Origin of the sequence: Yersinia enterocolitica (assembly GCA_002082245.2) — a bacterium.
Taxonomy (GTDB): domain Bacteria; phylum Pseudomonadota; class Gammaproteobacteria; order Enterobacterales; family Enterobacteriaceae; genus Yersinia; species Yersinia enterocolitica_E.
The window spans coordinates 802576-825569 of sequence record NBTC02000002.1; the positions used below are offsets into that span (position 1 = coordinate 802576).

The window sequence follows — 22994 nt, forward strand, 5'->3', positions numbered from 1 at the left end:
TCCGTTAGGGACAGCAACGCGCCCAGGTTAACGATAAAGAGGTTGTAAGCACCGTTTGGCTATAAACCGAGAGCGAATCAGTGACAAGGGTAGGTAGTGCGGTATCGGACCGGGAGCATAGCAAAGTAGTCGGTATCAACATCGGCAAGATATCCTGTTGTTTTATGGAATGAACACAGTGGATATCATTACTGATTGAGTTTGCGAGATAAAATAATGTTAAACCATAATCCATAACTAAAAGTAATAACATATTATTATATATAACAAAAATGTTGTTACGTTAGCGAATAAATGACTAAAGAAGCAGGAAAAAATCCGCGCTGAGGTGAGCGCGGAATGGGTGATCGTGGAGGTAAATGGCAGGGCAGAAAACCCGCCTAAAAATGGCCTGAGTCCCGCCGCCAGGCATCGGCGGTTAAAGCTTCACCAAAGTGGCTGGAAATCAGCCGCTTAGTCAGATCGTGCAGCGGGGATGCCAGCACCTCGGCCGTGCTACCACGCTCCACCACTTCTCCTTCATGCATCACAATCACCTGATCGCTGATATGTTTCATCATGCCTAAGTGCTGGGTGACATAAATATAAGATATGCCATGTTTTTCCTGTAATTCCAGCATCAGATTAATAATCTGTGAGCGCATGGACATATCCAAAGACGCCAGTGCTTCATCGGCAACAATCACTTTAGGTTGCAGGATAAGTGCCCGTGCCAGTGCGATACGCTGCTTCTGGCCGGACGCCAACATATGCGGATAATAGTTAGCGTGATCGGGCAGTAATCCCACTTGCCGCAAGGTCTGATAGATTCGTTGCTCACGAGCCACCGCGTCTAAATCAGTGTTCAATTTCAGTGGCGCATCCAACAACTGGCCGATGCGCTGACGCGGGTTAAGTGAGGTGCTCGGATCCTGAAAAATCATACGGATACGTTGGCTGCGGTAAGCATAATCACCGTAGGACAGGCGATGATCGTCAATCAGCAATTCACCATCCGTTGGTTCAATCATGCCCGACAGCATTTTTGCCAAGGTGGATTTACCGGAACCGTTCTCACCAATCACCGCCAGGGTCTGGCCTTCGCGTAAAGTAAAACTGACCGATTTGACTGCTTCCACATGCTGACGACGAAATAACCCGGTGCGGTAGCGGAAGGTTTTGCTCAGATTACGGACTTCGAGCAGAGTCTCTGCCATTATTGCTCCTCCAGATTTAAGGGGAAGTGGCAGGCAAAGGCGTGGTTTTTTACCAGCCGCAAGCGCGGTGTTTCAATACAGGTTTTTTGCGCATAAGGGCAGCGAGGCCCAAGACGACAGCCAACGGGCAAATGCTCCAGTGATGGAATAGCCCCAGGCAAGGTATTTAAGCGACTTTTATGTGGCAGGGAGCGGCCAAAATCGGGCATGGCACGGATCAGCGCCTGAGTATAAGGGTGGTGGGGGGCGGCCAGCAGGTCTTCGCAAACGGCACTTTCCACAGTTTGGCCGCAATACAGCACGTTAACCCGATTCGCCCATTTACTCATCATCTGCAAGTCATGGCTTATCAGCAAAATAGTGGTGTTGTTATTCTGATTAAGTCGCGCCAGCAGACGGAAAATTTGTGCCTGAGTGGTGGGTTCCATGGCATTGGTAGGTTCATCGGCGATAAGCAGCCGAGGTTGATTAGCCAGTGCAATGGCAATCATCACCTTTTGGCATTCACCTTCAGTCAGCTCATAGGGATAACTGCGCATAATATCTGTGTGGTCTTTAATCCCTACACGGTGCAGCAACTCAATTGCCCGCCGTTTGCGCCAATGAAAACGTTGCCACCAGCGACCTTTATAGGTCCAGCCCGGTATCGCTTGTATCAATTGCTGACCAATATTTTCTGAGGGATCCAGACAGGATTGCGGTTCCTGAAAAATCATCGAGATATTATGGCCGATCACCTTGCGTCGTTCGCGTGGGGTCAATTGCAACAGATCGATGTCGTCAAAGCGAAAACGGTCAGCGGTAATGCGCCAGTTATCTTTACTGACCCCACAGATAGCTTTGGCGATTAAACTTTTACCTGAACCGGATTCACCCACCAGACCACGAACTTCACCCTCAGTCAGGGTAATACTGATGCGATCAACCGCTTTGACCATCCCTTCAGAGGTCATAAATTCAATGGTGAGGTTACGAATATCAAGTAACGGCATTATTCCACCCCCGCATTAATTGCCCGGCGCATGCCGTCACCCAACAGGTTAACTAGCAGTACGCTGACTAAAATCGCGCCACCCGGCAACATCACGGTCCACGGGGCGACATAGACTAAATCAAGTGAGTCCCCCAGCATCGCTCCCCATTCCGGTGAGGGCAATTGTGCGCCTAAATCCAAAAAACCCAACGCAGCAATATCCAAAATTGCCATTGATAGTGCCCGGGTAAATTCAGTGACCAAAATAGCGGCAATATTGGGGAAAATAGCATAAGCCAGAATATGAGGGGTAGACGCGCCATCTAAACGGGCGGCAATAACATATTCTTTATCCAACTCATCATGTACGGCGCTATAAATGGTTCGTACCATTCGGGGTAGCAGTGCCAGCCAAACCGCGAACATGGCATGTTCTAAACTCGGCCCGACAAAGGCGACCACAATGATGGCCAGCAGCAGCGACGGAATAGAGAGCAGGGTATCCAGTACATGATTAAGAATAGCGGAGCGAAAGCCGTGAGTGATACCGGCAAATACACCAAGGATCACGCCACACAGCGCCGCAGCCAGTGTGACTAACAGTGCCGAGCCATAAGTCGATGCGGTTCCTGCCAATAATCGGCTTAAAATATCGCGGCCGAGATCATCAGTGCCAAGGAAGAACGAAACGTTGCCATAGCGTGACCAAGAGGGCGGGAGCAGTTGGTAGCCCAAAAACTGTTGGTCAAGGGCATAGGGTGCCAGTGTATTGCCCAACACACAAAGCACCAAGAGGGCGAGTACGCCGTAGAAGCCCACCATTGCCAAGGCATCGCCATAAAAAAGCCGCCAGGTATACAGCAACGGGCTGGGCATTTTCTTCTCACGGTAGACATTATCGAAGGGCATACCATTCCTTATGCTTTAGCGGTGTCATCATTGCACCCAGAATATCTGACAGGACGTTAATGACGATAACCAACGACCCGACCACCATTACCCCTGCAGAAATGGCGGCGTAATCCTGCTGGCGAATGGCGTTTATCAACCAACGGCCCAATCCCGGCCAGTTAAACACCACTTCGGTTATCATCGCTAACGTCAGCATGGTGGAAAACTGTAACCCCAGTTTTGGAATGATGGGCGGCAATGCATTATGCAGCACATGGCGGCGAATAATGGTAAAGCGTGATAGGCCGCGAGTGGCGGCGGCTTTAATGTAGTTTTGCCCAATAACATCATCGGTACTGGTGCGCATAAGGCGAATGACTTCGGTCGTTGGGGCCACCGCCAGTGCGGTGATTGGCAGGATCATATGCTGCACAGCGCTGAGCATCATCTCTTTGCGATACGGCGAAGGTGATAGCCATGCATCGACCAGAGCCAAACCAGTGACCGGTTTCACTTGATATAACAGGTCAAACCGGCCAGAAACCGGCAGCCAACCTAAATGCAGTGAAAAGAACAACATCAACAGCAGCGCCAACCAGAATACAGGAATTGAGAAACCAAGTAATGCGACAGAACTGATGGCGATATCAGCCCATTTCCCGCGCATCACACCGGCAATAATCCCCAGCGGAATACCAACAAATAGGGCCAGTGTAAAGGCCAGTACACATAATTCCATGGTGGCGGGGAAGGCTTCACGCAATTGCTCGCTAATAGGTTGACCATTGATGCTAGAAACCCCGAAGTCCCACTGAAACAGGCTATTGAAATAGAAGCGGTAAGCATCCATTAAGGATGCGCCATTTAACGGCGCATGAGGGGTAAAGTAGCTCAGGCTAAAACTGACCAGTGACAACATAAACAACGTTATCACTAATAGTAATAAGCGGCGTAAGGTGAAGATAATCATGGTTTTTTGCCCTCATTGCTCTCACGGAACACGCCAGCAAAAGAAGAATTGCCAAACGGGCTTAATACCAAACCTTTAATATCATAACGGTATGCCTGTAACCGTAATGAAGATGCTAATGGCAACAGTGGCAATTGTTGCTCCAAAATACGCTGAGCTTGCTGATAATATTCAATACGCGCGGATAATTGCTGGGAACGTAATGCTTTTTGTAGCAATTCATCAAACGCCGGATCACACCAATGAGCATAGTTTGTTTGCGAACGAATTGCCGCACAGCTTAATAGCGGGCGGAAGAAACTGTCTGGGTCATTACTGTCTGTCGACCACCCTGTCAGCGTCAGGTCGTGATTCATCTCCATCAGCCGCGCCTCTTGGAATCGGCCTTCGACCGGCACTATATTGACTGTAATCCCCACCTGAGCCAAATCAGCCTGAATCAGTTCCGCCGTTTTTAATGGGCTGGGATTATAAGATTGCGAGGCGGTCGGCACCCATAGATTGAATTGTAAATTAGTCAATCCAAGCTGTTTTAGAATCTCTTTAGCTTTTTCTGGATTATATTCGGTTACCTGGGCCTGATTGTCATATGCCCATGATGCACGAGGTAAAATAGACGCTGCGGTCTCAGCGGTACCGTAATAGATTGACTGCATTAATCGCTGGTTGTTAATCGATAATGCGATCGCCTGCCGCACCCGCTGATCGTTGAGTGGTGGCTTACGGGTGTTGAATGCCAAATAAGCTACATTCATCCCTGGGCGCAGTGTCAGACGCAGGCGAGGGTCATCTCGTAAAATGGATAATTGGCTGGCTGCTGGATAGGCCAACACATCACACTCGCCGGTCAGTAGTTTGGATAAGCGGCCAGTACCACCCGCACCCAGATCGATAACCACCTGCGGCATGCGCGGTAAACCTTTCCAATAATCACTGTTACGGAACAGACGAATGTATTGCCCGGAGCGATATTCGTTCAACAAGAAGGGACCGGTCCCCACAGGCTCACGATCGATCTGCTCTTGTCGGCCTTTTTGGGTCAACACGTCGGCGTACTCGGCAGAGAGTACTGGTGCATAATGGGTAGCCAGATGCCAAAGGAAGGAGGCATCTGGAGCCTTCAGCTTAAATTCAACCGTATAATCATCCAGTTTTTTGACACTTTGCACTGCGTCGGCAAATTGTAAACTGTCGAAGTAAGGATACTCGCCACCATTGACATGGTGGTAGGGGTGTTGTGAGTCAAATACCCGCTGAAAGCTGAATATCACATCATCTGCGTTCATCATCCGGGTTGGGGTAAACCAATCGGTGGTCTGGAAGGAGACGTCTTTACGTAAATGAAAACGATATGTCGCGCCGTTATCCAGCACTTGCCAACTTTCAGCTAGTTCAGGGATTAAACGGTAGGTATACGGGTCAACGTCCAGCAGGCGGTCGTAAAGTTGTGCTGCCAGGGTATCGATGGTCAATCCGCTACTGGCCATCTGCGGATTAAAGGTATTGAGTATCCCGCTGACACAATAGACGAAGCCACGTTGGCGGATATCCGGCAGCGGTTGAGCGGGTTGAGGGGCCGGGGCGGGTTGCGCCAGCGCTGATGTCGCAAGGCAAGACAACGACAGCAAGCAAATAAGTAAAGCACGCATAAACGCTTCGCAGTAAGTAAGCAATACTCTTAGTGTACCGTAATCTGACACTCCCCCCAATCCATTGAGTAAAACAACTGCACTGTCTGCTGGTTGTTGCAGCAATCGAGGTGAATAAACAGCAAATTGTTGTTTATACGCGAGGATGTAGTGAGAGCAATGGGCGGCGGCGGCGGTGTTCGATGCTGTAATTGAGTATAATTCCATCATAATCAGTGCGGGAATGAGAAAAATTCTCAACAAAGTGTTTGCAAGTGCTATTGATAACCATTATCATCATTTTGCTCTTCGAGATAAGGCCAGTAGCTTCTGGTTTTAGACAGGAAAGCACGACATTGCTCACATTGCTTCCAGTGTTTTTTAAGCCAGCTCGGGTGCTGGCTTTTTTTTTGCCTGGCGTCGCCTGGTCCTTTCATATGTTATGTGTACTGACGTTCGATCACGATTTAATTATAAATGATAATGATATTTATCCTGTGTGCACTCAGTTTTTTTGTATTATGAAATCAATACATCCATTGCTATATTAATAAATGAAAAATATTAGTGCTGAAACTGTATTTATATAGTCTGGTGGCGTTATGAAACGATGTCAATTAATGGTTTTATTGTTTATTTCTTATATAATAAGTATGAGTGGTTGGGCTAAACCGCCGGATATTGTTTGGCGTGTTGATACCCGCGATTATCAAGAGATATTCAGTCAGGGTTTTCACTCTTTAGGTGATAATGATTCTGTAGTAGAACACCTTAGTGGCAGAAGTTGCCGTGGTGACCATGCCACATCAGCGGATAGTATATTTATTTCCACTACAGCCGATAAAATATTTGCTTATAATTATTTAGAGAGAGTTTTGAAAAAAACACAAACGACAATAGGCAGTGATGCACTGGTTTATCTTTATCAGATAAGGGCTGATAGTAATATGTATAGCGCAGATTATACATTGAATTTTATATTACGCGTGGGGGCGAGTGGTATGCAACAGGAGCTTCACCATATTTTTCGCTATTCGCCGTTCTTATCGGAATGGATGGCGCATAGCAGAATTTTAGGAGAACAAATTATGTCAGCAACTTCATACCTGTTGCGTCAGGGCAAAGTTATCGCTAATGAGTTTATGCCTAACCCTTTGTATCGGCAAACACGATCGAGTGCCAGTGCGAATCCTTATCGCAATGCTTTAATAATACCGTCGACTCTGAATATAATGCGAGTCTGGATGTTAAGAATGGGAATAAGACCGATGGTCAGGGCGTGTTTTGGCAGTATGAAGTCAACGAACCACAAGCGGGGTATAGATTCAATTTATCGAGGTCATGGCAGAATGTTTAAGTTAATCGCTATTTTATAAAGTTAATATTCCTAATATGTAGAGGTTATATTATGAAGGTGGTTATTTATGGGGCCATTGTGTTATTTTGTAGTTCGGTATTGGCGACTAAACCTGGAGATTTAAAATCACAATGTGATGCTGATAACAGCATGATGATTTATAATCAGATAATTAAAAAATATAATGCGACTATTATGTGGCGACCGGATGATATGTCGCTTAATGCGATTAATATTAAAATAGATGATAAATGGTATGGAACTATAGCAGAAGATAAAGTTAATGGTAATGGAGCGAAAGGGCTATCCAGTTTTGCACAAGCCGCTTACTTAATTAATCTCCCTGTCGATGTCTGTGTTAAAGGTAAATATCTACGGGGGCTGGAGGGGGTTCATTAGCTTTTCGCTCAGATCAGCCGGTTATTATCCTCTGCACTGAACGAAATGAGAAGCTAATTCTTTTCTACTGACCGATATCACCGCTTAAAATAGCATGTTTCTTTAACATGCCACGTAACTGATGGTAGGTTAGCCCGAGTAAACTCGCCGCTTTGCGTTGATTGAACCGCGCCTGTTCCAAAGCGTGTTTCAACATTTGTTGTTCACTGTTTTGCAACCACTGCTTTAGGTCGAGAGGCAATTGAGAAAGTTCAGAAACGTGAACGTCTGCCATTTGCGGCGCTTTGTTTTCACGAGGCTGTCGGGGTGCGAAAGGATTAATAATGATATTATCCAGTGATTGGTCACTATTCCCGTGGCGATAAACTGAACGTTCCACCACATTTTTCAACTCCCGCACATTACCCGGCCAGTCATAATCCAGTAGTTGCTGTTTAGCTTGTGGCGTAAAACCGGGAAATAGCGGCAGACCTAACTCTCTACACATCTGGATGGCAAAGTGTTCAGCGAGTAACATGATATCTTGCTGACGTTCACGTAACGGTGGTAGTTGCACTACATCAAAGGCGAGCCGGTCCAGCAGGTCGGCGCGGAATTTACCTGCCTGCGCTAAAGCGGGTAAATTGTCATTGGTAGCACAAACCAGCCGGACATCCACTTGCAACGGCTGACTGCCGCCAACGCGCTCCAGATGACCATACTCAATCACACGCAGTAATTTTTCCTGCACTAACATAGGCGCTGTTGCCAGTTCATCTAAAAAGAGCGTACCCCCATCTGCTCGTTCAAAACGCCCCAGATGGCGCTTCTGCGCACCGGTAAACGCCCCCGCTTCATGACCAAATAATTCTGAGTCAAGTAAGTTTTCATTCAATGCGGCACAGTTAAGTGAGATGAATGGCCCCTGCCAACGGTTTGATAAATAATGTAACCGGTGCGCAATCAGCTCTTTACCGGTGCCTCGTTCACCAATCACCAACACCGGCTTATTCAACTTTGCCAGCCCGGAAACTTGCTCCAGCACTTCAACAAAAGAGTTTGCTTCGCCTAACAGGTTTTCTAATTGCTCGCTCATGATGAAATTCGCCAATAGTTAGTTAAAACACTCACTTTACATTCTATCTTAATTTAAGCAGAAAATATTTTTTTGTTATTTTTCAACTTATTAAAACTAATGAAAAGTTGGCACGACTCTTGATAATAGTTATTCCACAAGAGTTAGGCGAATGGATGCAACCAGACGCCGCTATTTCAGAAAGCCATTAAGTCAAAGAGGACATACATTATGGGTATTTTTTCACGCTTTGCCGATATCGTGAATGCCAACATCAATACATTGCTAGATAAAGCGGAAGATCCACAAAAGTTAGTACGCCTGATGATTCAGGAAATGGAAGATACACTAGTCGAAATTCGTTCAACATCTGCCCGCGCATTAGCTGAGAAAAAACAGTTGTTGCGTCGCATCGATCACAGCGAAAGTCAGCAGCAAGAGTGGCAGGAAAAAGCCGAGCTGGCTCTGCGTAAAGATAAAGAAGATTTAGCCCGCGCGGCACTGATTGAAAAACAAAAAGTTGCTGCATTGATTGATACACTGACCCGTGAAGTGGCCACAGTAGAAGAAACACTGAGCCGCATGAAACATGAAATTAGCGAGTTGGAAAGTAAGCTAACTGAAACCCGCGCCAGACAACAGGCGCTGACCCTGCGCCATCAGGCTGCTGCGTCATCTCGCGATGTGCGCCGCCAGCTCGATAGTGGGAAACTCGACGAAGCTATGGCACGTTTTGAGCAATTCGAGCGGCGTATTGACCATATGGAAGCTGAGGCTGAAACTGTGGGGGTCGGCAAACAAAAGTCGCTGGAAAGCCAGTTTGCTGAACTGAAAGCAGATGATGAAATCAGTAACCAGTTGGCCGCACTGAAAGCGAAAATGAATTCGGCTGAGTAATGGTCTTGACCCATTTGCGTAAGCCCTATCTTTTGCTCTGTTTTATCGCTTTAGGGGCGAAAATATATCGGGCGGGCCGTAAGCAATAAAGCGGCCTGCCATAATTAAAATGCGGATACCCGCGCCAGATGATTAAGGGGAACGAATGAGTATCCTGTTTCTTGCCATACCACTGACCATTTTTGTGCTGTTTGTCGCACCTATTTGGTTATGGCTGCATTACAGCAATCGCCAGCAAAGTGGCGCTCAGCTTAGTCATCAGGATATGCAGCGCCTATCACAGTTAACTGATGATGCTCGCCGGATGCGGGAACGGATTCAAACATTAGAAGAAATTCTTGATGCGCAACATCCGAACTGGAGGCAGTCATAATGGGCGATGTTTTTAAAAATAATATGTTAAGTGGCAAAAAACTGTACCGGGTGCCAGAAGAGGGCATGATCAAAGGGGTGTGTGCTGGTCTGGCCCACTATTTTGATATTCCAGTACGATTGATTCGGGTGATGGTGGTGTTATCCCTGTTCTTTGGTTTGTTTGTTTTCACTATCGCGGCCTATATCGTACTGACTTTTATACTGGAACCGGTCCCCGCAGCCAGTTTTAATGGGCAGCATGAAGCAACGCCTCGTCAGCTGCTGGATCAACTAGAGTTTGAGTTGGGCGCCGGGGAACAGCGTTTGCGCCAGGTAGAGCGCTATGTCACCTCTGAGACTTTTGGTGTCCAGAGCCGTTTTCGCCAGTTGTAGTGTTACCAATTATTGCAGCCGGGAATGTTGCCCATAGATGTTACTTACCTATCCATACAGCCTGCCGGAGGGCAAAAGATGAACAATAATCCCGCCCGTTCACGTGCAGGTGTAGTATTAACGTCACTGGTTAAAATTATCTTTACTGTTGCATTGGCCTATGGCCCAGCCAGTGCGGCTGGCTTGATAGTAAAGAGTGTGAGCCGCAAGCCCCTGCGTTGGTTGCTGCTGATGCTGCTCGAGCCAATGTTAAAACGCGCAATGCAGGCAGCTGCTGGCCAATTTGCCAAGGAGAAGCATGAAACGACTGCAAAATGAGATTACGTCTTTGGTTAATCGTGGGATGGATCGCCATCTGCGATTAGCGGTAACCGGCTTGAGCCGCAGCGGGAAAACTGCCTTTATTACTTCGTTAGTGAATCAATTACTTCATGTCCACAGCGGTGCACGTTTACCGCTGTTTTCGGCTGTGCGCGAAGAGCGGCTACTGGGTGTAAAACGGGTACCGCAGCGTGATTTGGGTATTCAACGTTTTACCTATGATGAAGGATTGGCGTCTTTATATGGCACACCGCCAAACTGGCCAACCCCAACCCGTGGCGTCAGTGAAATTCGCTTAGCATTGCGCTTTCGTTCTGGTGATTCGCTTTTGCGCCACTTTAAAGAGACATCGACACTTTATTTGGAGATTGTCGATTACCCCGGTGAATGGTTACTGGACCTGCCTATGTTGGAACAGGACTATTTAAGCTGGTCCCGCCAGATGGCTGGTCTACTACAAGGGGATCGCGCACAGTGGGCCAAACCTTGGCTAACATTGTGTCAGCAGTGTGATCCGTTAGCACCGGCAGACGAAAACCAGCTAGCGGCCATTGCACAGGCCTATACCGATTATCTTATTCGCTGCAAGAATGAAGGCCTGCATTTCATTCAACCCGGGCGGTTTGTCCTGCCTGGTGATATGGCTGGTGCGCCTGCACTACAGTTTTTCCCGTGGCCGGAGGTGAATGAACTGAGTGAATCACGGCTGGCGCAGGCGGATAAACATTCCAATTTGGGTATGTTACGCACCCGTTTTAGCTATTACTGCAACTCGGTGGTGAAAGGTTTTTATAAAGAACATTTTGTCCGATTTGATCGACAAATTGTGCTGGTGGATTGTTTGCAACCCTTGAACAGCGGGCCGCAGGCATTCAACGATATGCGCCTGGCTCTGACACAATTAATGCAGAGTTTCCATTACGGAAAACGAACGTTATTCCGTCGCTTATTCTCGCCGTGTATCGATAAGCTGATGTTTGCGGCGACTAAAGCGGATCACGTGACGGCGGATCAACACGCGAATCTAGTATCGTTACTCCAGCAATTGGTGCAGGAAGCCTGGCAAAATGCTGCTTTCGAAGGGATCAGTATGGATTGTGTTGGGCTAGCATCGGTACAGGCGACAGAAAGTGGCATAGTTGAACATCAGGGGCAAAAAATCCCTGCATTGCGTGGCCATCGCCTACTGGATGGTGTACCGCTGACGGTATTCCCGGGGGATGTCCCGGCGCGTTTGCCTGGTCCGGCATTCTGGCAGCAACAGGGTTTTCATTTTGATGAATTTCGTCCACAAGCGGTGAATGTTGATAGCCCATTGCCCCATATTCGGCTGGATGCAGTGATGGAGTTCTTATTGGGAGATAAGTTGCGATGAGTGAGCCGTTGAAACCACGGATAGATTTTGAACAGCCTTTGCAGCCTCTTGATGAGCCAGTATTAAAAGCAGCACAGGCTTTTGATCAACAAACCGCGGAGAACTTCTACCCTGCGGCACCTGAACTAGACGCTGAAGATGAAGAAGGGCGGGTGGAAGGGTTGGTGAATGCTGCGCTGAAACCCAAACGCAGTCTGTGGCGCAAAATGGTGACGGCCGGACTGGCACTCTTTGGTGTCAGTGTAATTGCCCAGTCAGTGCAATGGGTTAATCAGGCTTGGCAGCAGCAGGATTGGATAGCACTGGGGGCAACGACTGCCGGTGGGCTGATTGTGGTGGCCGGAGTTGGTTCGGTGTTGACCGAGTGGCGGCGCTTATACCGTTTACGCCAGCGGGCACAAGAGCGAGATATCGCCCGTGAACTCTTGGTGAGTCACGGTATCGGGCAAGGGCGCACCTTTTGTGAAAAACTGGCGCGTCAGGCCGGACTGGATCAAGGGCATCCGGCACTGCAACGTTGGCAGGCGTCCTTGCATGAGACGCATAACGATCGAGAAGTGGTTGAGTTATATGCCAAACTGGTACAGCCAGCACTGGATAATCAGGCACGGGCAGAAATTAGCCGCTACGCTGCTGAATCAGCATTAATGATTGCGGTCAGTCCTCTGGCGTTGGTGGATATGGCCTTTATCGCCTGGCGTAATATTCGTCTGATTAATCGTATTGCTGCTTTGTATGGTATCGAATTGGGATATTTCAGCCGAATTCGGTTATTCCGCTTAGTGTTACTGAACATTGCTTTTGCCGGGGCTTCCGAATTGGTACGAGAAGTGGGTATGGACTGGTTGTCACAGGATTTGGCCGCGCGTTTATCGGCTCGTGCGGCGCAAGGGATCGGGGCGGGGCTACTGACCGCCCGACTGGGTATCAAAGCGATGGAGCTATGTCGCCCGTTGCCATGGCTGGATGGTGATAAACCTAAACTGGGAGATTTTCGCCGCCAGTTGATTAGCCAATTGAAAAATACGCTGCCGAAAAAAGACCAAGCTAAGCCATAGCCGGTTGGCTATTTCAATCGCGGATCGAAGGCGAAGGAGAGTGTTTTAGCGGTACTCAAACAGGTCTGAAAATCTTTGTGGCGTGGGTTGACCAGCATATTGTGTTCTGATGGCACCAGTGTGGACGGGACCAGTAATCCAATTGATGATTCTGATGCCAACCACTCGGTGCCGATATCCATCGTAGCGACAGGTGCGGGGTCGTTACGCCAGTCAATGGGCCAATCCTGTGGCTGTAACAGCATGATATTGCTATCATCAATCTCAATTTGAAATAATTCAAACTCACTGAGTGTTGAGCTGTCTTGAATATGCACCAGTGTTTCCAGCATTGCCAGTGACACACTACTGGCTAAATAGATGGCAGCGTGGCCTTTATGATTCCAGCGGCCGCCATAGATTTCAGCGCCATAGCCGGTCCAGGTTGAAGCAAGATAACGGCGCATCACAATGCGATAGAGCATCATAAGTATTGCCCCGTCGGGTTGCTAGTAATTGTGAACTTATCCATGTCATCTTCCCTATAGAACTTTTATCCTTCCTGGCACTCAGCTATGAAAATACACCGTGTTCCAGCCGGCCAATTAAATCACAGATTTCTAGTGCGCCGGTTTCGGTCTCCAGCAGTGAGTCAGGGCTGCGATGCCCAAGCCCCTTAATTGGCGTCGACATCCAGACGATGGCTTTGCCTTTATCACCACCAAATAGATCAACGGCGGCATCCATTACTCGCACGAAACGCGCAATTCGCTCGCTTTCTTCCGGTGTGAAACGGCCATCATGGGTGCGTCTGCGGGTTAGACTACGGCTGGGAATACCGGTAGCACGCAATACTTCAGATTTAGGTATGGACGCCCAGAGATGGATGCTATCGATGACATCGACAGAAAAACCCAATTTGATGCTATCCACCAATACCGTGCCACGACTGGCCGGCAAACCAATTTCACGCCAGAGCGCCCCTGCCTTGGTTGTGGGGGTAGGCTGATAAGCTCTCATGTAACCTCCTCGGTCATATGGCTACCTCTACTATAGCCAGTTGGCCGATGGAATGCAAAGTGTCACCTCACCTTGACGAAGGGACTGATACAGTCAGGCATTATATTATTCTGAATTATTCTTATAAAAACTAATAACTCGCTAGATGTATAGCGCACAGGCGCTGAAAATCTTACCTTGCTAGTATTGGTCGGGGAAAAAATCAGCAAAAACCCGATTCCTGTCAACTTTTGCTGACAGACTGCTTCATCAGCAAGGGGGGACAGGGTATTATCATAAGCAGAGACTCCGCACCTGCACTATATAAGGTCGATACTGATGCGCTTGGAAGTTTTTTGTGAAGACCGACTCGGTCTCACCAGAGAGTTACTTGATCTCTTGGTTTTACGCAGCATTGATTTACGGGGGATCGAAATTGATCCGATAGGGCGTATTTACCTGAACTTTTCTCAACTGGATTTCAGTGTATTCAGTGCTTTAATGATGGATATTCGACGTATCGAGGGGGTAACAGACGTTCGAACCGTCTCCTTTATGCCATCAGAACGTGAACACCGCGCGCTGCGAGCGTTACTTGAATCGATGCCAGAACCGGTATTCTCCATTGATTTAAGAGGTAATCTTGAGTTAGCGAACCCTGCGGCCCGTGAGCTTTTCTCCCTTCATGAGGAGCGTATTCGCCACAAAACTGCCGGCAGCCTGCTCGGGGGATATAACTTTGCCCGTTGGTTTGAAGGGGGGGAAACCGCGCCTCATACCGAACGGGTGTTGATCAACAATCAGGATTACCTGATGGAGATAACCCCCATCGAGCTTGAAGACGAGCATCAGCAGAACCAAACAGTGGGTGCAGTGGTGATGTTAAAATCCACGGCGCGCATGGGTAAACAGTTACAAATCTTATCAGTTAACGATGATACTGAATTTAAACAGATTGTTGCCACCAGCGTTAAGATGCGCCAAGTGCTTGAGCAAGCCCGTAAATTGGCGATGCTGGATGCCCCCTTGCTATTGGTCGGTGATACCGGTACTGGTAAAGATCTCTTGGCTCACGCCTGTCACTTGCGTAGCCCGCGCGGGAAAATGCCTTTCCTTGGCCTTAATTGTGCTTCAATGCCGGACGATGTGGTAGAAAGCGAGCTATTCGGCTATGCAGCCGGGGCTTACCCGAATGCCATCGAAGGTAAAAAAGGCTTCTTTGAGCAGGCGAATGGTGGCTCGGTGCTACTGGATGAAATCGGCGAAATGTCGCCACGCATGCAAATCAAACTGTTGCGATTCCTAAACGATGGTACCTTCCGCCGTGTCGGGGAAGAACATGAAGTGCATGTCGATGTTCGGGTTATTTGCGCCACGCAAAAGAACCTGGTGGAGTTGGTTCAGCGTGGTGAGTTTCGTGAAGATCTCTATTATCGCCTTAATGTGCTGACTATCACCTTGCCACCATTGCGTGAGCGTCAGGCTGATATCATGCCACTGACCGAATTGTTCGTTGCCCGCTTTTCGGACGAACAAGGCGTGCCACGGCCGAAGTTGGCTCCTGAACTGAGCAGTTTTCTGACTAATTATGGTTGGCCCGGCAATGTACGGCAGTTGAAAAATGCCATTTATCGCGCTCTGACCCAATTGGACGGTTTCGAACTACGGCCCCAGGACATTATCTTGCCGGAGTTCGAAGTTGAAGCCGTACTGGGGGACGAAGTGCTTGATGGTTCGCTTGATGACATCAGCAAACGCTTTGAACGCTCAGTGCTGACCCGTCTTTATCGTAATTATCCCAGTACACGTAAATTGGCCAAGCGCCTTGGCGTCTCGCATACCGCGATTGCCAACAAGTTGCGCGAATATGGTTTAAGCAGTAAGCGGCCAGTCAGTGATAACAGCGAAGAAGAGTAAGCAACAGAGCAATACGTTGCTATAAATGGATTGTATTAAAAACGGATTGTATTAAAAAACGGCTGTACCCAGATGGGCCAGCCGTTTTGAGTTAATGCTCCGGATTAGTTAAACCCAAGTTAACCAGTTACTTCAATGCTGCCAGGGCGGCATCATAGTTTGGTTCAGTGGTGATTTCGTTAACCAGTTCACTGTAGATAACGTTATCTTGCCCATCCAGAACCACCACAGCACGCGCAGTCAAACCAGCCAATGGGCCTTCGGTAATGGCCACACCATAAGCTTGTTTGAAATCGGCGCCACGCAGCGTTGATAAGGTCGTTACGTTGCTCAGGCCTTCAGCACCGCAAAAGCGTGATTGAGCGAATGGCAGGTCAGAGGAGATACAAAGAACGACAGTGTTCTCAAGTTCGCCAGCCAATTGATTGAATTTACGTACCGATGCCGCACAAACGCCGGTATCAATACTTGGGAAGATATTCAGGACTTTACGTTTGCCAATGAAGCTGCTCAGGGCAACATCAGATAAATCTTTCGCAACCAAAGTAAAGTCTTTTGCTTTATCGCCAGCTTGTGGCAGTTGACCTGCAACAGTCACTGGATTGCCTTGAAAATGTACGGTCTGTGTCATTATTTGATCCCTTTTACAGATGTGTAACACGAAGTTCAGTTTAAGGTAACAATGGCGGCTTGGATATGAGAAATTTGCTAAATAATTGAGATTTCGCTTACGTTAGGTTCTAACGTCTGATACTCAAACCCGAATTTTGCCAAGGAGCCATAATTGAGAACAATGCGTTTCTACCCTGAGGCATGGCCTTTACATTCTGCGTTTGTTATTTCCCGTGGTAGCCGCACCGAAGCCAAAGTGGTGGTCGTCGAGATTGAAGAGGACGGCATCCTGGCTTGCGGCGAATGTACGCCATATCCACATTATGGTGAAAGTGAATCATCGGTCATGGCACAGCTCGCCTTGGTTGTTAATGCCATAGAAGGTGGCATTTCACGGCAGGATTTACAGCCGCTATTATCCGCAGGGGCCGCCAGGAATGCGGTGGATTGTGCACTGTGGCAGTTGGAATGTTTACAGAGCCAGCAAAGTTTGTGGCATATGAGCCAGACCACGGCTATTCCCCATATTTCAATGGCTCAAACAGTCAGTATCGGCACGCCAGAAGCGATGGCGTACAGTGCCAGTGCATTGGCACATCTTGGCGCCAGATTGTTGAAAATAAAACTTGATGACCATCTTATTGCTGAGCGTTTAGTGGCGATCCGCAGTGCTGCGCCAGAAGTGACCTTAATCGTGGATGCCAATGAATCCTGGCAAACCGAAGGGCTGGTTGCCCGTTGCCAGTTACTGGCAGATTTAGGTGTGGCGATGCTGGAACAGCCGCTACCGGCCGGTGAAGATGATAGCTTGCAGAATTTTATTCATCCGTTGCCGATTTGTGCTGACGAAAGCTGCCATACGCGGGCGGATTTAGCCGGACTGGTTGGCCGCTATGACATGGTAAACATTAAACTGGACAAAAGTGGCGGGTTAACCGAAGCGTTATTGCTAGCCGAGCAGGCAAAATCACAGGGATTTGCCATTATGCTCGGTTGCATGTTGTGTACTTCCCGCGCCATACGAGCGGCCTTGCCACTGGCACCGGGCGCGCGGTTTGTTGATCTCGACGGCCCGACATGGTTGGAACAGGACATTGAGGGTGGGTTGCACTTCTCAACAGGGGCGATCGATTTGTCGGTTTAATCCGCCAACGTGAGTAAATCCACCAATGCAGCCAGATAACATTCACTGGCCGCATCGGCGGAAATTGGCGGTAATTCTGCGGTGATACACGGCAAATTGCGATCAGCGCACCAGCTACCAAATGACCCCGGTGTGGCGTAACCGACACTGTTAACGAGCGGTAATGCGAAATTGGCTGCCAACCGAGCCCCTAGCACAGAGCTATCAGGGTCTTCAATGCAGGCCAACGGCTCATGGAATGAGACGACCCAGCGGGGAGCAAGTTGCTCAATCAAGGCGCATAAAGCTTGTGTTTCTGGCTCTGAACCTGCGTGTTCGCCCGTCAATAACCGGACATCACGTGCATCAGCGGCACTGTTCCAGCGATAAACCGTCTCGCCTGGTTGCCAGTTTTTTGCCGGGAAATTGCGATTAAGATCAACACCATTGGCATTAGCACGTAACCCTAATTGGCAACCATCCGGGTTCACTGCTAATACCACATGATGGCGCTGTTGTTCCGGGGCAATAGTGCGTAACGCGCAGGAAAGGGCAACAATGGCCGCACTTTCATCGCCATGGGTGCCGGCGATAATCAACCCGGTGTTCACAGATGACGTGGGGGCAGGGAAGTAAAGCAGCGGTGCCCCCAGCAGCGATTGGCCGTAGTGTTGGCCTAAGGTGAACAAATTTCCTCGTGCTGAACGAGGTCGATATTGAGTCATAATGTTCTCTGTTATCCTGAACATATTTATAATACTTTCAACATAGCATTTAATATTATTTCTTTGAATCAATAAGTTATTTTTGATGCTGATGGCAATGGTTCAGAGAACCATAAAGGCTAACGTCAGTCGCTGATTGTATTGTTGAATGCAGTTTACTTTTGATGTTGCCGTGGTGAGCTATATTTTATCATCGTCAGTATAGGGTTTAATCTGCTAGTTTATATCGACAACGTGTTGAGTTGATGTTGAAGCTTTACTGTTTGATTTACTTTAAATAAATAGATCTAGAAATAATGATGCGTTAAATTTACACACACAGTAACCCCAAGGTCATGGCTGAATATTACCTACATAGAATATGTTGGTACGCGCTGTGAGTAGTTAACGTTATGAGCAGTCAGGGGCTGCTTTCGCTGACATGGACAACAACGATAAGGTTATCGATTATGCGCTATTTCCGTTATGCATTGTGTGCCGCATTAGTGGGCACCGCGTTGGGCGCAGCAAATGCTGCTGATGTTCCTGCGGGTACCGTATTGGCAGAAAAACAAGAAATCGTTCGTCATATTAAAGATGAGCCAGCCTCCCTTGATCCGATGAAAGCCGTGGGGCTCATCGAGGCTCAGGTCGCGCGTGACCTGTTTGAAGGCTTAGTGAATCAGGATGCTCAGGGCCAAATAATTCCCGGAGTGGCATTAAGCTGGCAAACAACAGATAACCAAACCTATATATTTACTTTACGTAAAGACGCTAAATGGTCTAACGGCTCACCGGTCACTGCACAGGACTTTGTTTACAGCTGGCGTCGATTAGTTGACCCTAAAAGTTTATCTCCTTTTGCCTGGTTCGCTGAATTAGCGGGGATGGAGAATGCACAGCAAATTATTTCAGGGAAAATGTCACCCGACACGCTAGGGGTGAGTGCTATTAATAATCACACCTTAAAAGTCAAACTCAGTAAACCAGTACCTTATTTCCCAAGTCTGACAGCAAATTTCAGTTTATTCCCGGTACCCCAGTCTGTTGTTGAACAATATGGTAATGATTGGACCAAAGTCGGTAATCTGGTAGGCAATGGCGCATTTAAATTACAAGATAGAGTCGTCAATGAGAAATTGGTCTTAGTACCGAATGAACATTATTGGGACCATGCGCATACGGTGCTGACCAAAGTAACGTTTATTCCAATTAATCAGGAAGCAAATGCCACTAAACGTTATCGTGCGGGTGATATTGATATTACAGAATCATTCCCGAAAAATTTATATCAGAAGTTGCTAAAAGATATTCCTGACCAGGTTTATACGCCTGATCAGCTAGGAACCTATTATTACGCCTTTAATACGCAACGTGCACCAACCAATGATATTCGCGTACGTAAAGCATTATCTTATGCGATAGATCGTAAAATCATTGCTGAAAAAGTATTAGGTACTGGAGAGAAGCCAGCTTATCACTTTACGCCTGATGTTACTGCTGGCTACCATCCGGTTGCAAATTTATTGCAGCAGCAAGATCAGGATGAATTGAACGCACAAGCCAAAGCATTGCTGCATGCTGCGGGCTATGGCCCTGATAAGCCGTTAACATTATCCCTCTTGTATAATACCTCTGATAATAATCAGAAATTAGCCATTGCCATTGCTTCTATGTGGAAGAAAACATTGGGTGTGGATGTCAAAATGATTAACCAGGAATGGAAGACATATATTGACAGCCGTAACACCGGTAATTTTGATGTGGTTCGTGCGTCATGGGTCGGTGACTATAATGAGCCGTCTACCTTCCTGTCACTGCTGACATCCACACACAGCGGAAATATCGCGAAATTTAATAGTGTAGATTATGATAAGTTACTCAATGAAGCGGGTAAACAGACCAATGCTAAAGCACTGAGTGATGATTATAATAAAGCTGAACAGATTATTGCCGAGCAAGTACCTATCGCACCTATATATCAATTTACCAATGGCCGTTTAATTAAGCCGTGGGTGAAAGGTTATCCAATCACTAACCCTGAGGATGTGGCATACAGTCAGACGATGTATATCATCAAGCACTAAAGCTGGTGTGTTTCTGACAGTTAGGCCGCCAGTATTAATTGGCGGCTTTTTCTATTTTTTTAATTTTCTCTCAGTGGTGATGAGATAATTAAATCTATCTGGTCACTTTATGTTTAGATCATTTTACTACATTTAACATTGCGTTTTCTTAGTGTCAGACGGTTCTGTTATGGCTGCGGCGAGCTATCCTGGTTCATCACCTTTAAAGATCGGGTGGCTAGCGCTACACTGAGCTAATTGCATGATAAATTCCGAAATAGAGGATGTTGTTGTGGATGTAGTCGAAGGGAAAGCACTTCAAGTCTCTGATGCGGTTTATGCCTATCAACTCGATGGTAAAGGGGGGGTGACGTCAATAAGTGTTGATGCGGTCGCCACAGCGGAGCAGCCTTGCTGGTTGCATCTGGATTATACCTATCCGCAAAGTGCAGCCTGGTTGCAAAATACACCCTTACTGCCAGAGGTGGTGCGTGATGGTCTGGCGGGGGAGAGTGTGCGTCCTAAGGTCACCCGGCTGGGTGATGGCACGATGATAACCTTGCGTGGTATTAACTTTAACACCGATGCCCGTCCCGATCAGTTAGTGACGATTAGGGTCTATATCACAGACAAATTGATCGTCTCAACTCGCCATCGTAAGGTTTACTCCATCGATGATGTACTAAATGACCTGCAAAGCGGCACTGGCCCGACAGACAGTGGTAATTGGCTGGTGGAGATTGTCGATGGCCTGACCGACCATACCAGTGAGTTTATCGAAGACTTACACGACAAAATTATCGATCTTGAAGATGATTTACTGGAGCAAAAAATCCCCCAGCGTGGGCAAATGGCATTATTACGCAAGCAGCTAATTGTGTTACGCCGCTATATGGCACCACAACGCGATGTATTTTCTCGATTGGCCAGCGAGCGTTTGCCCTGGATGAATGATGATGATCGGCGTCGAATGCAGGAAATCTCAGAACGGCTGGGCCGTGGATTAGAGGATTTAGATTCAAGCATCGCCCGCACGGCAGTGCTGTCTGATGAAATTAGTTCATTAATGGCTGATGCGATGAACCGGCGGACCTATACCATGTCGCTTTTGGCAATGGTCTTTTTACCGACGACCTTTTTGACCGGTTTGTTTGGGGTCAACCTTGGTGGGATCCCCGGTAATACCGACTCTTTTGGTTTTGCGACTTTTTGCATGATGTTGGTGGCTTTGGTGTTAGGTGTTGCCTGGTGGTTAAAGCGCAGTAAATGGCTCTAATAATGAAGCGGTAGGCGCGTAAAAGAGTGTGCCAGAGATAGGGTTAATCACTGCAAAATTGAGCCACATCAAGATTTGATGGTAATGACTCAGGCATTATCACTGTGCAGGTGAATGCAACGTCAAGCGATGGGCGTTGCGCTCCATATTTGTAATACTTTTATTTTGAATTACTGCATAGCACATAATTGTTACGATGCCGATGTTGTCTCAACATCGGCATTTTTTTTATGCATTTTTAGCAAGATATTTAATTCCTTTCAACCTGCTCAGGGTTGCTGCAATTTCTACTGTTTCATGGATGCATAAACTTACGTATAATAACGCTTTACTTTTTCACTCGGAATTAGTCGCTCTGAACGTTATTAGAGACCTGATAAGTATTTATGAATCAAGAAGATACAAGAAAAGAAACCCTTGAGTTCAATAAACTCCAGAAGCGCATTCGGAGAAATGTCGGCAACGCTATCACCGATTACAACATGATCGAAGATAATGACGTTGTAATGGCATGCATGAGTGGTGGGAAGGACTCGTTTGCAATGTTGGACATCCTGCTCGGCCTACAAAAGGTTGCGCCGATCAAGTTCGATGTTATTGCGGTAAATTTAGACCAAAAACAGCCCGGTTTTCCTGAGCATATTCTGCCTGAGTATCTTGAAAGCCTTAATATCCCTTATTATATTGTGGATAAAGATACTTATTCGGTTGTTAAAGAGAAAATACCTGAAGGTAAAACAACCTGCGGGCTATGTTCTCGTCTACGCAGAGGAACATTGTATTCATTTGCGGAGAAGATTGGCGCTACAAAAATCGCGCTCGGTCACCATATGGATGACATTGTTGAAACGCTATTTTTGAATATTTTCCATGGTGCACGCATGAAAGCGATGCCGCCAAAATTACGTTCTGACGATGGACGTAATATTGTTATCAGGCCGCTGGCATATTGCCGCGAGAAAGACCTGATTAAGTATTCTGAGTATAAAACTTTTCCAATAATTCCATGTAACCTGTGTGGTTCGCAGGAGAATTTGCAACGCCAGGCGATTAAAACCATGCTAGGCGAATGGGATAAAAAAGATCCGGGACGGGTTGAGAGTGTATTTAAGTCAATACAAAACGTAAGCCCAAGCCAGTTAGCTGACCGTAACCTTTTTGATTTCGTCAACCTGCCGTTAGATCGTGACGGGGATAGGGAAGAGTACGCGTTTAGTGAAGCAACGGTTTCTTCTACCAATATCAATAACGCCCTGTATATAGATGTAACCAATCTCTGATTTTATTTATCTATTAAGTTAACGCGGTAATATCACCTTTGACCCATTCTGCTATTCCCCCATTGATTTATGGGGGAATACTCAGTACGAGAAAAACAATAGAATAGGGTGCCCCCAGAATCAAAACCCGCAGTACAACGCCCCGAATGAGGCGTTGTTATCCTGCTGATAA

24 protein-coding genes and 1 pseudogene are annotated in these 22994 nt (G+C 47.3%); 13 read left to right on the forward strand and 12 right to left on the reverse strand.

Annotation, left to right across the window (positions count from 1 at the left end; all coding sequences use genetic code 11):
- Nucleotides 1-4 precede the first annotated feature (4 nt).
- The 7 genes and pseudogenes from A6J66_005030 to A6J66_005060 form a co-directional block, all read right to left on the reverse strand.
- Nucleotides 5-253 (reverse strand): hypothetical protein, encoded by a 249-nt coding sequence (locus A6J66_005030; GenBank protein ID PNM23615.1) that lies wholly within the window; start codon nucleotides 251-253, stop codon nucleotides 5-7.
- Between the two features lie 127 nt (nucleotides 254-380).
- Complete coding sequence (locus A6J66_005035) at nucleotides 381-1196, reverse strand: peptide ABC transporter ATP-binding protein SapF (GenBank protein PNM23616.1); 816 nt, start codon at nucleotides 1194-1196, stop codon at nucleotides 381-383.
- Complete coding sequence (locus tag A6J66_005040; GenBank protein ID PNM23617.1) at nucleotides 1196-2188, reverse strand: peptide ABC transporter ATP-binding protein SapD; 993 nt, start codon at nucleotides 2186-2188, stop codon at nucleotides 1196-1198. Before A6J66_005040 ends, A6J66_005035 begins: the two co-directional genes overlap by 1 nt.
- Nucleotides 2188-3078, reverse strand: a complete 891-nt coding sequence (locus tag A6J66_005045; protein ID PNM23618.1) for a peptide ABC transporter permease SapC — start codon at nucleotides 3076-3078, stop codon at nucleotides 2188-2190. The genes A6J66_005040 and A6J66_005045 overlap by 1 nt, the downstream gene beginning before the upstream one ends.
- A complete protein-coding gene (locus A6J66_005050; protein PNM23619.1) occupies nucleotides 3065-4030 on the reverse strand; it encodes a peptide ABC transporter permease SapB in 966 nt (321 codons plus the stop codon). The genes A6J66_005045 and A6J66_005050 overlap by 14 nt, the downstream gene beginning before the upstream one ends.
- The gene (locus A6J66_005055; GenBank protein PNM23620.1) at nucleotides 4027-5679 is read right to left on the reverse strand and encodes a peptide ABC transporter substrate-binding protein SapA; all 1653 of its coding nucleotides are present in this window, start codon (nucleotides 5677-5679) and stop codon (nucleotides 4027-4029) included. Before A6J66_005055 ends, A6J66_005050 begins: the two co-directional genes overlap by 4 nt.
- A gap of 133 nt (nucleotides 5680-5812) precedes the next feature.
- A pseudogene (locus A6J66_005060) lies at nucleotides 5813-6070 on the reverse strand (hypothetical protein).
- A 190-nt stretch (nucleotides 6071-6260) separates the two neighbouring features.
- Here A6J66_005060 and A6J66_005065 point away from each other — a divergent pair.
- Both A6J66_005065 and A6J66_005070 read left to right on the forward strand, forming a co-directional pair.
- Entirely contained in the window at nucleotides 6261-7034 is a 774-nt protein-coding gene (locus A6J66_005065; GenBank protein ID PNM23621.1) for an enterotoxin, read from the forward strand.
- Nucleotides 7035-7066: 32 nt separating this feature from the next.
- On the forward strand, nucleotides 7067-7414 hold the full coding sequence (locus A6J66_005070) for a hypothetical protein (GenBank protein PNM23622.1): 348 nt from the start codon (nucleotides 7067-7069) through the stop codon (nucleotides 7412-7414).
- A 64-nt stretch (nucleotides 7415-7478) separates the two neighbouring features.
- Here A6J66_005070 and A6J66_005075 read toward each other — a convergent pair whose 3' ends face one another.
- Nucleotides 7479-8489, reverse strand: coding sequence for a phage shock protein operon transcriptional activator (locus tag A6J66_005075; GenBank protein ID PNM23623.1), 1011 nt, complete (start codon nucleotides 8487-8489; stop codon nucleotides 7479-7481).
- Nucleotides 8490-8699: 210 nt separating this feature from the next.
- Here A6J66_005075 and A6J66_005080 point away from each other — a divergent pair, with 210 nt between their 5' ends.
- The 6 genes from A6J66_005080 to A6J66_005105 all read left to right on the forward strand — a co-directional run bounded on the left by A6J66_005080 (nucleotide 8700) and on the right by A6J66_005105 (nucleotide 12866).
- Nucleotides 8700-9365 (forward strand): phage shock protein PspA, encoded by a 666-nt coding sequence (locus A6J66_005080; GenBank protein ID PNM23624.1) that lies wholly within the window; start codon nucleotides 8700-8702, stop codon nucleotides 9363-9365.
- 145 nt (nucleotides 9366-9510) lie between these two features.
- Nucleotides 9511-9738 (forward strand): envelope stress response membrane protein PspB, encoded by a 228-nt coding sequence (locus tag A6J66_005085; protein ID PNM23625.1) that lies wholly within the window; start codon nucleotides 9511-9513, stop codon nucleotides 9736-9738.
- 23 nt (nucleotides 9739-9761) lie between these two features.
- Nucleotides 9762-10112 (forward strand): envelope stress response membrane protein PspC, encoded by a 351-nt coding sequence (locus A6J66_005090; GenBank protein ID PNM26898.1) that lies wholly within the window; start codon nucleotides 9762-9764, stop codon nucleotides 10110-10112.
- Between the two features lie 78 nt (nucleotides 10113-10190).
- Nucleotides 10191-10430: a phage shock protein D gene (locus tag A6J66_005095; GenBank protein ID PNM23626.1), complete on the forward strand. Its 240-nt coding sequence runs from the start codon at nucleotides 10191-10193 to the stop codon at nucleotides 10428-10430.
- On the forward strand, nucleotides 10411-11808 hold the full coding sequence (locus tag A6J66_005100) for a hypothetical protein (GenBank protein PNM23627.1): 1398 nt from the start codon (nucleotides 10411-10413) through the stop codon (nucleotides 11806-11808). The genes A6J66_005095 and A6J66_005100 overlap by 20 nt, the downstream gene beginning before the upstream one ends.
- Complete coding sequence (locus tag A6J66_005105; protein ID PNM23628.1) at nucleotides 11805-12866, forward strand: TIGR01620 family protein; 1062 nt, start codon at nucleotides 11805-11807, stop codon at nucleotides 12864-12866. The genes A6J66_005100 and A6J66_005105 overlap by 4 nt, the downstream gene beginning before the upstream one ends.
- A gap of 8 nt (nucleotides 12867-12874) precedes the next feature.
- On the opposite strand, the gene A6J66_005110 is transcribed toward A6J66_005105, so the two are convergent.
- Both A6J66_005110 and A6J66_005115 read right to left on the reverse strand, forming a co-directional pair.
- Entirely contained in the window at nucleotides 12875-13333 is a 459-nt protein-coding gene (locus A6J66_005110; GenBank protein ID PNM23629.1) for a hypothetical protein, read from the reverse strand.
- Between the two features lie 85 nt (nucleotides 13334-13418).
- The gene (locus A6J66_005115) at nucleotides 13419-13865 is read right to left on the reverse strand and encodes a DUF2384 domain-containing protein (protein PNM23630.1); all 447 of its coding nucleotides are present in this window, start codon (nucleotides 13863-13865) and stop codon (nucleotides 13419-13421) included.
- A 318-nt stretch (nucleotides 13866-14183) separates the two neighbouring features.
- On the opposite strand from A6J66_005115, the gene A6J66_005120 reads away from it, so the two are divergent.
- Entirely contained in the window at nucleotides 14184-15761 is a 1578-nt protein-coding gene (locus A6J66_005120) for a transcriptional regulator TyrR (GenBank protein PNM23631.1), read from the forward strand.
- A 127-nt stretch (nucleotides 15762-15888) separates the two neighbouring features.
- On the opposite strand, the gene A6J66_005125 is transcribed toward A6J66_005120, so the two are convergent.
- Nucleotides 15889-16392: a thiol peroxidase gene (locus A6J66_005125; protein ID PNM23632.1), complete on the reverse strand. Its 504-nt coding sequence runs from the start codon at nucleotides 16390-16392 to the stop codon at nucleotides 15889-15891.
- Nucleotides 16393-16545: 153 nt separating this feature from the next.
- On the opposite strand from A6J66_005125, the gene A6J66_005130 reads away from it, so the two are divergent.
- The gene (locus tag A6J66_005130; protein ID PNM23633.1) at nucleotides 16546-17517 is read left to right on the forward strand and encodes an L-Ala-D/L-Glu epimerase; all 972 of its coding nucleotides are present in this window, start codon (nucleotides 16546-16548) and stop codon (nucleotides 17515-17517) included.
- Here the strand turns inward: A6J66_005130 and A6J66_005135 are convergent.
- Nucleotides 17514-18221, reverse strand: a complete 708-nt coding sequence (locus tag A6J66_005135) for a murein peptide amidase A (GenBank protein ID PNM23634.1) — start codon at nucleotides 18219-18221, stop codon at nucleotides 17514-17516. The two genes, A6J66_005130 and A6J66_005135, sit on opposite strands and share 4 nt — an antisense overlap.
- Nucleotides 18222-18670: 449 nt before the next feature.
- Between A6J66_005135 and A6J66_005140 the strand changes: the two genes are divergently transcribed.
- From A6J66_005140 to A6J66_005150, 3 genes are all read left to right on the forward strand, one after another.
- A complete protein-coding gene (locus A6J66_005140; protein PNM23635.1) occupies nucleotides 18671-20287 on the forward strand; it encodes an oligopeptide ABC transporter substrate-binding protein OppA in 1617 nt (538 codons plus the stop codon).
- Between the two features lie 271 nt (nucleotides 20288-20558).
- The gene (locus A6J66_005145) at nucleotides 20559-21542 is read left to right on the forward strand and encodes a zinc transporter ZntB (protein ID PNM23636.1); all 984 of its coding nucleotides are present in this window, start codon (nucleotides 20559-20561) and stop codon (nucleotides 21540-21542) included.
- 386 nt (nucleotides 21543-21928) lie between these two features.
- Nucleotides 21929-22822 (forward strand): tRNA 2-thiocytidine(32) synthetase TtcA, encoded by an 894-nt coding sequence (locus tag A6J66_005150; GenBank protein PNM23637.1) that lies wholly within the window; start codon nucleotides 21929-21931, stop codon nucleotides 22820-22822.
- Nucleotides 22823-22994 lie beyond the last annotated feature (172 nt).